Below are 13,222 nucleotides of genomic sequence, written 5' to 3' on the forward strand. Positions count from 1 at the left end.
AATCCTAATTCATACGAATTAGGATTTTTTTGTTTTTAATCAATGTTTTTATAAATTTTTAATCACAAACTCACTTCTTCTGTTTAATTCGTGCTGTTCTTCGTCACACGAATTATCAGGAATGCATTTTACAATTGGAACTGATTCTCCATATCCTTTGGCTTGTATTCTATTTTTAGAAATTCCTTGTTCCAAAATATAGTCTCTTGTTGCATCGGCTCTATTTTGAGAAAGAGTAGTATTGAATTTTACAGTACCGCGATTATCAGTGTGTGAACCGATTTCTACAACCATTTCTGGATATTTTTTCATTAATTCAACAACACGATTTAGAATTTTTTTAGATTCTTTTCGGATGTACCACATGTTGTAATCAAAATAAATTGGATCCGTTTTAATGATTAATCGGTCCTTATCTTTAACAACATCTTTTTCGGCAACGACTATAGCTGCGGTTCTTTCTTTTTTCTTTGCTTCAGCTAATTCTTTTTGTTTTTTATCTGCTTCTAGTTTGTCTTTTTTCAATTGTTGGATTGCAGCTAAATCTGCCAATCTTTTTGCTTCAAGAGTGTTAGCATCAGCTATTTTTTGTTTTTCTAAAACAATTGCATCAGCTTCTCTTTTTTGCTCCAGTGCGACTAATTCAGCAACTTTTAATTGTTGTGCAGCTAATTCTTCTTCCTTTTTAATTGTTTCTTGAGATCTAATTTCCATTGAGCCATCATTGGTTTTGTTTCTCTCTTTGGAAATAGTTAGTGATTTTGAATTTTCAGTATAATTTTCTTTGGTTACAAATAAAGAATACTTGGATTCACATGCGATAGAAAAATTAAATTTTCCATCGGTAGCAGTTATAGCTTTATCAATGTCTTGATTGTCACTATTTCTTAATATGATTTTAGCATTTTCTAAGACAAGATGCGAATCTACATCAGTTATTATACCAGCAATATATTGTTTGCAGTCTTCAATAAGCAATTCTTTGGTTTCTTTAAAAGAATAAATATCATCTTTCCCTTTTCCTCCTGGTCTATCCGAAGAAAAATAGCCTTCTTTGGAATCTGAGTCAATATAATAAGCAAAATCGTCATAACCAGAATTTACAGGAAGTCCAACATTCGACGCTTTAGAATAGGAATTATTGTGAATATCGGATACAAAAATATCCAAAGCTCCATATCCTTCTAGCCCATTCGAAGAAAAATACAATTGATTGTCTTTCGAAACAAATGGAAACTGCTCTCTTTTGGCTGTATTTATATTTTCTCCTAAATTAGTTGGAACGCCATAAGTTAAACCGTCGACAGAAACACTAAAAATGTCAAAAGATCCCATTGTTCCTGGCATATCAGAAGCAAAATATAATGTTTTTTCGTCTGGACTTAAAGCAGGATGTTCTACTGAATATCCAGGACTATTGAATGGCAATGACACAACATTTGTCCATTTATCATTGATTAATTCTGCTCTGAAAATCTGAATGTTTGATATTTTGTTTGCATCCTTTCCTCTTTTACCATTATTATAATTGTTTCGAGTAAAATACATCGTTTTGCCGTCTTTTGTAAAAACAGCATTAGATTCATGCATAGGCGATTTCAATTCTTTTGAAAAATAGTTCACAATAGAATCCTTTGAATTTATATTTTTCAATGGAATGTTAACTAAATTCAAATAGCCTTCATTGTTCCATTTATAGGTTTTATCAAATAGATTGGGTTTCTTTTTTACAGCTGCAAATACTAAATTATCACCAAAAATTACTCCCCCAAATTCGGAATTTGGTGTATTCAAAGCTAAATTTACAATTTCAAATCTTTCTCCAATTGCAGTAACATTGCTTAAAATTTTGATATCCTTGTCTAATTTTTCGATGGCAGCATTATTATTTGTAGCTTGATAATAATTTCTCAAAACAGTATTAGCTTCAGTATATTTTCCTCTGGATTTTAATGTTTGTGCATATCTAAAATGAAAATCTTCATTAAGCTCTGTACTTTCACTTCGGTATAAAATAGAATATTGCGCTTGAGCTTTGTCGTATTGATTGGTATAGTAATAACAATCTCCCAAATTTTGAATTACAGCTTTACTTTGGTCTTTGATGCTGATTTTTTCATACAAGGGAATAGCTTCACTATAATACGTTTTGTCAAACAAACGATTTGCTCTTTGCAAATCCTGTTGTTGGGCTTGTACAAATTGGATAGTAAATACAATTAGAATTATATATATTCTTTTCATCTTTTTGCTTTTAGAAAAACCTAGGCGATTTATTATATCCTTTACCTAATAAATTCAAATTATACAATAGTACTATTTCATGTGAGCCCGAATTAAACTGACTAAGATTTGAAATAGTATAATCATAAGAATAACCAATTCTAAAATTAGGAGTTACATTTATATTCATTAATACACTTACTGCATCGCCAATTCGATAAGCTGCTCCAAGTTCGAACTTTTCATTATACAATACATTCGCAGTTAAATCTATAGAGACAGGCGCTCCTTCTAAAAATATTGCCATTGCTGCTGGTTTTAATTTAAATGTGTCATTGATATCAAAAACATAGCCCCCTGTTAAATAGCCATGAACTCTATGAGTTCCAAAAGAATTAATTTGATTGTTAGACGATCCAACATGTTCAGCAGTAAGAATATTTGGAACAGATAGTCCTACATAATAATTATCTGTAAAGTAATAAACTCCTGCTCCAATATTAGGCATGGTTTGATTTGTGTTTTCTGCAAATGCTAAATCTGTAGAAACATCCCCGCTATTTAATTGAAAACCATTAAAATTTGTACTTATTGACGAGAATCCTGCTTTAACTCCAAAGGAAAGTTTTTGTGTTTCATTCAACTGAAGAATATAGGCAAGATCAGCAAATAAATTGATTTCTTTTTTGGCACCATCTCCGATATCATCTGAAATTAAAGATAAACCTGTTTCAATTTTATCATTGATAGGTGTATGTGCAAATAAGGTCATCGTTTTTGGAGTTCCTTTAATTCCAGCCCATTGATAACGATACAAACTCCCTAAATTTAGGATTGCTGGTGTGTCTGTTGCATAAGCAGGATTTATTACACTCATATTGTACATGTACTGTGTGAAATGAGGGTCTTGCTGAGCGCTTGCCTTTAGTATGGAAAGGAAAAAAAACACAAAAAGTATTAATTTCTTCATTAGAATAAATTTAATAGTAAAAAAAGAATTATCGGTTTAAATAAAGTTGACCTTGTCTTGGAGAAAAGTTGTCTTTATTGTAATTGATAATATAAAAATACACTCCAGTAGCAGCATCACCATTTATAAAGCTTGTATTTGAATTTTTTCCATCCCAATCGGGTTTATTGATATTTCCTTTGAACATGATATTTCCATATCTATTAAATATTTCTAAGCTGAAATTTGGAAACAGATATTCGATATCCAATATTTTAAATGTATCGTTAACGCCATCTCCATTTGGTGAAAAACCATCAGGAATCGTTAAGCCGTCTGGTGGTACGTTACAGGAGATTAATGTAACAGTAGTCTGCAATGGTTCTGAAACGCATTTAGTAATTGGATTATAATCGATTCCATAGTAAGTAGTTCCTTCAGTAAGCAATTCAGTATTAGCATGGGCAGTTCCATTTACAGGTGCATTATACCAAGTTAAATCTCCGGTATAAATGGTATTGCTGGATAAATTTTTAATGGTTGGTTTATCTGCTCCGCAAAAATTTTCTCCATCAGTTTTTAGCGTTGGTACTGGCACACTGTTTATTGTGATACTTACTATTGTCGCATTTGATTCACATCCTGTGGTGAGATTTACCTCTCTCAAATAGTAATTTCCAGTTACCAAAAGCGTGTTAGACAGCAATGGTGTTGTACTGCCGGCAGAATCATACCATCTATATTGTGTTCCGTTTGGTTTCAAATTGGCTGCTGTTGGTGCATTTTCTTTACAAAATCCTTGATTACTAGCAACTGGATTATTTGGAATTGGTAAAATAGCAAAATTTTGGGGACTAGGAACTATTACAGCCGAACAAGAAGTAACCAGATTGACTATCCCGTTTATGATTAATGAATTAGCTCCCGTAGTAGTAAGACCTGATCCGGGTATTGTAAAACTGGTGATACCTCCAATTACAGTTAATGGATCGGTTTGTGAATTAATGGTATTAGCTCCTGATACTACATAACTTAATGTGATACTAGACAAAGTTCCTAATCCAGAAACAGTAACATTAAGTGGCTGATTGGGACAGCCATCTTTAACAATCACAACCATATTAGAGGTATTTGGCGGACCGTTTACTGTGAAATTAGTTTTTTGATCCATGAATATTGGGCAGCCATTTACAGTATTAGTAATGTTTGTCAAGTTAAAAGTGGTTGATCCAACTTTGGGTATATCAGTTGCCGGAATTACAAAACTGACTTTTCCGTTTACAACAGTTAATGGAAGAGTTTTTAAGTTAACTATATTAGCTCCCAATAACTGATAATTAATATTGATTGTAGTTAAAGACCCTAAACCTGATAACTCTACGTTTGTCTCCTGTCCTTGACAAATATCTTTAATAGTTGTCACCATGTTAGTAATATCAGGTAAAGGTTTTGTTATAAAGGATTGACTTATATTTGCGGTGTTTGTACAACCAGTAGCAGGATTGGTAATATTTGTTATTAAGACTGTCGTTGATCCTGCATTTGTAGTCAAGGTTGCTGGAATAACAAATGTAAAAATGCCACCACCAATTAGGGTAAGTACAGCTGATTTTCCAGTACTATTATTAGCTCCATTTAAATTGTAAAGAATATTATAATTACCATTAATAAGGTTTGAACTGCCTCCTAATAAAACTCTTACAGTATAGGATTGACAAGTTTGTCCAATGGATAATCTGGCACTGTCAATTAGAGGAGTAGTGTTAATAGTTATCGGAATCATTTTTAAGGCTGATTCACAAAGAGTTGTTGGATTTACTTCTTTAACATAATAATTTCCGGTATGTAAAAGAGCTGTGCTTGCCAATGGAACAGTGCTTGTTGCAGAATCAAACCATTGATATTGATTTCCTTGTGGGGTTAAATTTGCAACAGTTGCATTATCTGCGCTACAGAAAGGTCCACCCGAAGCCACCGGTGCATTTGGAAGTGGATTAACTGTAAAAATAATTGGTTTATTTATTGCAAATGTACAGCCTGTTATAGTATTGGTTACATTCGTTATGTTCAAAGTGGTTAATCCTATATTTGGAATATCACTGGCTGGAAGTGAAAATTTAACTTGGCCGGAGGTAACGCTCAAGGGAACAACTTTGGAACCAACATTATTGCTTCCTGTAAGGTTATAAGTTACGTTAATGGAAGTTAATACTCCTAAATTAGTTAAAGTTACTTCAGTTGGTTGAGCTACACAGGCATCTTTAACAGTAATCCCTAAATTAGCTAGATCAAGAGAGGGATTCACAATAAAATCTTTTCTAAGGGTTGATGTATTAGAACAGCCAGTAACAGAATTAGTGATTTTAGTAATTGCAATTGTTGTGGTTCCAGCTTTTGGAATATAAGCTGATTGAACAATAAATTTAGCCGACCCGCCAATTATATTCATTGTTGCAGGTATTCCGTTTAGAACATTACTCCCGCTTAAATTGTAAATAATGTCATAGCTTCCATCAGAAAGATTTGAAGTACCAGAAAACCAGATTATAGCATCCGAACCTTGGCAAACAGGAACAATAGTAAGAGTGGCACTATTAATCTTTGGGCTTGGATAAATGTGCAATATATCTTGAATTGTTCCAATAATGCTTGAACAAAAAACTGGACTCGAGATCAAAGTAACATTGGTTACATTTATTGTATAATCTTTAACTTGTGAAAAATAGGACGTAGGAATTGGGAATGTTAAAACACCATTAGAAAAAATTTGAGTGGTAGTAAAGATACCGACACCTGATATTGAATAGTCAACTCTATATGTCCCATTTGCAATTGCTTTTGTCCCTTGTGTTAAAATTCCTGTATAAATTGTAGTTGTTAAATCATTTTCACAAACAGGATCAGGATTTACCGTTAGTGTTGCTCCAGTAAAATCTAACTGTTCACCAATTGCAATAATTACATTGGCAGACTGATCGCTGCAAACCCGATCATCTTTTGGGGGTTTTACAGTATACGTAAAACTGTAATATCCAGGACCTTTTGTGTTGAATATATTTTGGATGTCAATTGTAGAGTCAGTACTGTTGCTTAGCTCAGATGTTCCCGATTCTGACCAAGTTCCTCCAATATCTTCTCCGCTCAATTGATTATATAAATTTATATTTGTATACGCACTAAGCTGGTTGGAACACAGTTGTAAATTACTGGGTGTGCCTGGCTCTGGAGTACGATAAATGGATACTGCAATTTGAGACGATACTTTAGGGCAGCTGCCAATAGCATTTATAGTGTATTTGTATGAATATGTGTTGTAAGGAAGCGGAACAGAAGCATTCAAATCACCAGTTACAGTATTTAACCCTCCAGTATAATCAAGCCCTTCCCAAGTTCCTCCGCTTTGTGGAGCTAAAACAGGTGCACCTTTAAAAACTTGAAATAAACTATACGAATGGTCTGAACTGCAGATAGAATTATTTGGTCCCGGAATTCCAGCATATCCGCCAATAGTAACTTCTATCATAGCCGTATTAGTAATACAGCCAACAACTCCATTTACGGTATAGGTATAATGATAGACGCCGCTTTCAAATACTTTTTGGGCATTTAAAATACCTGTTGCTAAATTTAGCCCGCCAGAATTATCATCATCACTCCAGGTACCTCCTGCTGTATGTGACCCTAATAGTACATTCAAATCAATTGTTTGACTGCTAATATTAGTTATGTCACTGCTGCATAAGGTGAGGCTGTTGTTATTCCCGGCACATTGAGCATACATGTCCGTTGAAAAGACAGAAAAAAACAAAACAATTAAACAAGCAGGTAATGCAAATTTGGAGGAGAAAGATAATTTTCGAACCATAAATTGTATTTAGTTTTATCAAAAATAAACATTTTTCGAATTGAAAATACAGTTTTATTCTTTTTAATTTATTAAAAATGCGCTAGATATGAAAAAATGATATTTTAACAAAAAAAGTCCCGATTAAATCGGGACTTCTATATTCAGAAAATCGAAGAATTATTTTTTCTCTGATTTTTCCATTTTAGCTTTCAATGCGGCTAATACATCATTGTTATCTCCCAAAGTTGCAGCTGGTGCATTTGTAGTAGATGCAGATGAAGTATTTTCGGTTGCAGCTTTCACGTTTTTCTCTTCTTCTTCACGGAAGATAGCAGTGTGAGAAGCAACTACTCTTTTGAATTCTTTGTTGAATTCAATTACTTTGAAATCAGCAGAATCTCCTTTTTTCAATTTCTTACCATCTTCTTTTTCAAGGTGACGAGTAGGAATGAAGGCAACGATATCTTCACCGAATTCTACAGTAGCTCCTTTGTCAACGATTTCAGAAATTTCACCATTGTGGATAGTTCCTACAGCGAAAGAATCTTCGTATTGATCCCAAGGATTAGCAGTAGTTTGTTTGTGACCTAAAGATAATTTACGTCCATCAACATCTAATTCTAATACAACTACGTCTAATTTCTCACCAACATTTACAAATTCAGATGGGTGTTTGATTTTCTTAGTCCAAGAAAGGTCTGAGATATAAATCAATCCATCAATTCCTTCTTCCAATTCTACGAAAATTCCAAAGTTTGTAAAGTTTCTAACGATACCAGAATGTTTAGAACCTACTGGGTATTTAGCAGTGATATCAGTCCAAGGATCTTGAGTCAATTGTTTGATGCCTAATGACATTTTACGGTCATCTCTATCTAATGTTAAGATAACTGCCTCAACAACATCTCCAACTTTTACGAAATCTTGAGCAGAACGTAAATGAGTTGACCATGACATTTCAGAAACGTGGATTAAACCTTCAACACCTTCAGCAACTTCGATAAATGCACCGTAATCAGCGATTACAACTACTTTACCGTTTACTTTATCACCAATTTTCAAATCAGCATTTAAAGCATCCCATGGGTGAGCGTTTAATTGTTTCAATCCTAATTGAATTCTTGTTTTCTCATCATCGAAATCAAGGATTACAACGTTTAATTTTTGGTCTAATTCAAGAACTTCACTTGGGTGGTTGATTCTGCTCCAAGAAAGGTCAGTAATATGAATTAATCCGTCAACACCACCTAAGTCAATGAACACACCATAAGAAGTAATGTTTTTAACAACACCTTCTAATACTTGTCCTTTTTGTAATTGACCGATGATTTCTTTTTTCTGTACTTCAATATCCGCTTCAATAAGCGCTTTATGAGAAACAACAACGTTTTTGAATTCGTGGTTGATTTTTACCACTTTGAATTCCATCATTTTGTTTACATATACATCGTAGTCTCTAATTGGCTTAACGTCAATTTGAGATCCTGGTAAGAAAGCTTCAATTCCGAAAACGTCAACAATCATACCACCTTTAGTTCTGCATTTAACAAAACCATTAACGATTTCTCCTGTTTCGTTAGCCGAAATAACTCTATCCCAAGATTTGATAGTACGTGCTTTTCTGTGAGATAATACCAATTGACCAGTTTTGTCCTCACGGATGTCAATTAATACTTCTACTTTGTCACCTACTTTTAATGCTGGGTTGTAACGGAATTCGTTCAATGAAATAACACCTTCCGATTTTGCGTTGATATCAACGATAACGTCTCTATCTGTGATTCTTACAACTACTCCTTCAACTACTTCTTCTTGGTCAGTTGCAATAAAAGTTTTTGATACTAGTTCTTCGAATTCCAATAAGTTTTTCTCATCTACTGCATCGATACCTTCTTCGAAGTTATGCCAGTTAAAATTTGCTAAAAACTCTTCTTGTGATTTTAATTGTTCAGACATGCTGATAAAAAATTTGTATTCTGTTTTTCTTGAGTTTCTCCATGCGAAAGAAAAATACAGAAGTTGTTTTACTTAAATTGTTGATACCTAAAGGAAACTCTTATCCGTCAAAAGGTGTGCAAAATTAATTCTTTTATTTAATATGACAAAATATTTATGACACGATATTGACATAAAACGTTAAACGGGCAAAAAAATGGTTAAGGAGCGAATGATTAGGCGTATTTGTTGATATTGTTCCCGCTATCCGTTGCAATCTTTTATGTTTTTAAAGGAAAAACATAAAAGGATTTTCACTTCTATCCGGGCTAGCTAGGTTTTATAGTTACTGTTTGGAAACAACAGAAAAAAACTCTAAAAATCAAAATGTTAAACTGGGTATTATTCTAAAATTACTTTTTTAATTACACTTTTATTCTCATTAGCAATTTTCACAAAATAAACACCAGCAGCTTTATCTTTTAAATCGACTACAGTGTTTCCAGAAGCAGTTTTTTGTTCTAAAATGACGCCTCCTAGTGGAGAAATTACTGAAATAATCGATGCTTCTGGCGAGAAAATAGTAAAACTGCCCTTACTGGGATTTGGATATACCAAAACTGCATCCGAATTAATAGTAAAGTCAGAATTCGCCAAAGTTACAGTTGGAGGCAAATAAAAGTTACCTGTCAAAGCCAATAAATATAACGTTTTCAGGGTATGATTAAAATAACTATTAGGCTCGTTCAAGTTTTTTAAATCGATATAAGAAGCATCTAAATGCGCTTGATTATCACCTCCCATTGCGGCGCAGGCAAATGCCCCCACAAAAGTAGCATTATGCCACTGCCCCTTTAAGCTCCCATCTTGATTGTAGCCATCTTTAATATTAGCAGAACCTCCCAAATTTACCCTAACAAAATCTGATGATTTTTTTGCATAGATTTTGGCATCTGCTGTTCCATACCATAAATAATCAACAGCAATACGCCATGGTGTTCTCGCGGCATCATAAGTATATGCTTTTCCCTGATTGGCATAACCATTGGCTTCATTCGAATAATCGCCCGAAGCCACGCACCAATCAGATACTAATCCGTAAACCGCATTGTTTTTGCTCAAATTATTATTGATGACGGTATAAGCTTTTGTGGCAACTGAATTCCAAAAAGCAGCATCATTAGTAAGACTTCCAAAAGCTCTATAATAAGCAGGTGCAAAATAAGACGGATTAGTTATCGAACTTCCTCCGAAGGCATCACCGGGTTTTAGTACAAAAGTATTAACTTCAACTTCATGAGTCTTGATTGCAGCAATTAATGTCCCGGCATCTTTTCTATAGTTTATTGTACCAGTGCTTCCCCATTGATAATCGGCTACAATTAATGCAAAAGCTACATCCAATTCGGCATCGGTAGCGCCATTTTGTCCAATAGCCTCAAAACAGCCATTAATTTTCCAATTCATAACACCGTTACCATTTACATTACCTTTATAATATAGCCAAAATCCATCAAAAAGGGTCTTTTCTCCCATGTAAGCCGAAAGCAACATTCCGTAACCAATTCCTTCTGAAACAGTTTGAGAACGATCATCAAATTTTACACGATAACGGCCATTAGTACATTGTTCTACAAAATTATTTTTCCAGGTAGCATAGCTGTCTAAAACGTCTTGACTATTCTTTGTGGTAGCCATTAATCCATTTACGTATGTTTTATTAGCAGGAAATGGTTGGATTTGAGAAAATGCTAATGTACTGGATGCTAAAAAAATGAATAAGAATATTTTTTTCATTATATATATGATTTGGGTTTTTCAAAAGTAAGATTTTTTTTAAATATAAAAATCATAAATTGCAATAATATACTACATAAAGTTATTTTTACTCTTGAGACATAACTTTCCTGCCGTATTTATATTTGACCATTTTTTATCAATATTAAAAAGTGAAAACATAAAATTCGATACCAAATTTTTTAGGGAATGACTCTACCAAACCAATATGCCTAGTAACTATTACTAGCTTTAAAACATTTGATAAAAAAAATCCCAGCAAAAACTGCTAGGATTGATTTGCTTTTTTAAGGCAATATTTTTTATTGAAGAATATTTTCTTAATGACTCAAATTCTCCACTTCATTTGGATTATGTTCATGTTTGAACAAAATTGCAAACGCTACAGCTACAATCAAAGAATATATTGCAAAAGCCAGCCAAATCATATGCCAGTCTTTCATCATGATTACGTTTTGCAACAAACCATCGGCTGAAATTGAATTTCCTTGATCTTTTATAAATTCCAACATCTTTGGATTTGCAACGTCTGTCTGCAGAAAAGAAGATAATTCGGCTGTGTTGGTAAATGACCTCGTAAAAAAACGGTCAATCGCCCATCCCGAAGTAAAACTCCCTAATATCGCTCCTACTCCATTAGTCATCATCATAAACATTCCTTGAGCCGAAGAACGGTTTTTGGCATCTGTATGCGTTTCTACAAACAAAGATCCAGAAATATTAAAGAAATCAAAAGCCATTCCGTACACAATACAGGACAAAATAATCATCCATAGCCCTTGAACAGGATCCCCAAATGCAAAAAGACCAAAACGCAATACCCAAGCCAGCATACTAATCAGCATCACCTGTTTAATTCCAAAACGCTTCAAGAAAAATGGAATAGCAAGTATAAATAAAGTCTCTGAAATTTGAGAAATTGACATAATAATAGTAGAATATTTCACCACAAAAGAATCGGCATATTTTGGAAAATGTTTAAATTCATCCAAAAATACGTCACCATAGGCATTTGTTAATTGCAAAGCACCTCCCAAAAACATGGAAAAAATAAAGAATAAAGCCATTTTATAATTGGCAAATAATTTGAAAGAACCTAATCCTAATGTTTCCATCAAAGAAGCGTCTTCTTTAATTAATCGTTGTGGTTTACATTTAGGCAATGTAAAGGAGTATATTCCCAATACAATAGCTGCAATTCCAGCAATATAAAATTGATAAGCGGTGGCTTTGTTTCCAGTTAAATTGGTAATCCACATCGCAGCAATGAAACCTATTGTACCAAATACACGAATTGGAGGAAAACTTTTCACTACGTCCAAACCGTTTGTTTTTAAGGCATTATATGAAATCGAATTACTCAAAGCTATCGTTGGCATATAAAAACACATTGCCAAAAGCATAATGTATATAAAGGTATCAGGTGTAGTAACTTCAGGAATATAAAATAAAACTGCTCCGTATGAAATTTGTAGAATACCGTATAGTTTTTCAGCGTTAATCCATCTGTCGGCAATAATACCGGCAATAGTTGGCATAAAAAGTGAAGCAATTCCCATGGTTCCAAAAACCAAACCAAATTGAGTTCCTTCCCAGTTTTTGGTGCCAAACCAATAATTCGCAATTGTAATTAACCATGCTCCCCAAACAAAAAATTGAAGAAAACTCATTATTATCAATCTGTTTTTAACTCCCATAAGATGATTTGTGTTTTTTATTTGTAGATTTTTGAGACGCGTAAATCTACCATTAAAATTGATATTACCAAAAAAATTATATAGTATTAATAACCTCATTTACTAACTCTAAAACAGCATCAAATTGCTCCTTACGATCCAAATAAGAGTTGTCTATTTCTATAGCATCAGCTGCCATTACCAATGGTGAATCATCTCTGTGAGTGTCAACATAATCACGTTCAACAACATTTTTCAAAACCTCTTCATAGGAAACCGAATCTCCTTTTGCCTGCAGTTCGTCAAAACGTCTTTGTGCACGGGTATCGGCTCCTGCGGTCATAAATATTTTAAGTTCAGCATTAGGAAAAACAACAGTTCCAATGTCTCTGCCGTCCATGACGATTCCTTTTTCTTTACCCATTTCCTGTTGCTGTTCAACTAATTTGGAACGCACTTCTGAAATCGCTGCTATCGCGCTGACAAAACTGGAAACTTCCAAAGTTCGAATTTCGGTCTCTACATTGACATCGTTCAAATACATTTCTGCAAAACCCAATTCGGAATTGAATTTAAAACTTAATTTTATAGTAGGTAAGCTGTTTACCAATTTGTCTTTATCCAAAAATTCGATTCCAATGCAATTATTTTGCATGGCAAATAAAGTTACTGCACGGTACATAGCGCCAGTATCTACATATACATATCCCAAATGTTTAGCAAGCTGTTTGGCTAATGTGCTTTTTCCCGTGGATGAAAATCCGTCTATTGCTATGGTTATTTTTTTCATTTTAA

7 protein-coding genes are annotated in these 13,222 nt (G+C 33.7%); all 7 read right to left on the reverse strand.

Going from position 1 to position 13,222, the window contains the following annotated elements; genetic code table 11:
- Positions 1–48 precede the first annotated feature (48 nt).
- On the reverse strand, positions 49–2,244 hold the full coding sequence (locus tag CLU83_RS05780) for an OmpA family protein (protein ID WP_100430735.1): 2,196 nt from the start codon (positions 2,242–2,244) through the stop codon (positions 49–51).
- 10 nt (positions 2,245–2,254) lie between these two features.
- The gene (locus tag CLU83_RS05785; RefSeq protein ID WP_100430736.1) at positions 2,255–3,193 is read right to left on the reverse strand and encodes a type IX secretion system membrane protein PorP/SprF; all 939 of its coding nucleotides are present in this window, start codon (positions 3,191–3,193) and stop codon (positions 2,255–2,257) included.
- Positions 3,194–3,221: 28 nt separating this feature from the next.
- The gene (locus CLU83_RS05790) at positions 3,222–7,037 is read right to left on the reverse strand and encodes a gliding motility-associated C-terminal domain-containing protein (RefSeq protein WP_100430737.1); all 3,816 of its coding nucleotides are present in this window, start codon (positions 7,035–7,037) and stop codon (positions 3,222–3,224) included.
- A 159-nt stretch (positions 7,038–7,196) separates the two neighbouring features.
- On the reverse strand, positions 7,197–8,975 hold the full coding sequence (rpsA, locus tag CLU83_RS05795) for a 30S ribosomal protein S1 (RefSeq protein WP_100430738.1): 1,779 nt from the start codon (positions 8,973–8,975) through the stop codon (positions 7,197–7,199).
- Between the two features lie 381 nt (positions 8,976–9,356).
- Complete coding sequence (locus CLU83_RS05800) at positions 9,357–10,751, reverse strand: glycosyl hydrolase family 8 (RefSeq protein WP_100430739.1); 1,395 nt, start codon at positions 10,749–10,751, stop codon at positions 9,357–9,359.
- Between the two features lie 320 nt (positions 10,752–11,071).
- Complete coding sequence (locus tag CLU83_RS05805; protein WP_100433631.1) at positions 11,072–12,448, reverse strand: nucleoside permease; 1,377 nt, start codon at positions 12,446–12,448, stop codon at positions 11,072–11,074.
- A gap of 76 nt (positions 12,449–12,524) precedes the next feature.
- Positions 12,525–13,217, reverse strand: a complete 693-nt coding sequence (cmk, locus tag CLU83_RS05810; protein ID WP_100430740.1) for a (d)CMP kinase — start codon at positions 13,215–13,217, stop codon at positions 12,525–12,527.
- Positions 13,218–13,222: the final 5 nt, after the last annotated feature.

Source organism: Flavobacterium sp. 1, assembly GCF_002797935.1.
In the GTDB taxonomy this organism is placed as follows: Bacteria; Bacteroidota; Bacteroidia; order Flavobacteriales; family Flavobacteriaceae; genus Flavobacterium.

Coding starts and splice junctions, on each gene's coding strand:
- CLU83_RS05780 (WP_100430735.1), bottom strand. CDS start 2,244: ATGAAAAGAATATATATAATTCTAATTGTATTTACTATCCAATTTGTA.
- CLU83_RS05785 (WP_100430736.1), bottom strand. CDS start 3,193: ATGAAGAAATTAATACTTTTTGTGTTTTTTTTCCTTTCCATACTAAAG.
- CLU83_RS05790 (WP_100430737.1), bottom strand. CDS start 7,037: ATGGTTCGAAAATTATCTTTCTCCTCCAAATTTGCATTACCTGCTTGT.
- rpsA (WP_100430738.1), bottom strand. CDS start 8,975: ATGTCTGAACAATTAAAATCACAAGAAGAGTTTTTAGCAAATTTTAAC.
- CLU83_RS05800 (WP_100430739.1), bottom strand. CDS start 10,751: ATGAAAAAAATATTCTTATTCATTTTTTTAGCATCCAGTACATTAGCA.
- CLU83_RS05805 (WP_100433631.1), bottom strand. CDS start 12,448: ATGGGAGTTAAAAACAGATTGATAATAATGAGTTTTCTTCAATTTTTT.
- cmk (WP_100430740.1), bottom strand. CDS start 13,217: ATGAAAAAAATAACCATAGCAATAGACGGATTTTCATCCACGGGAAAA.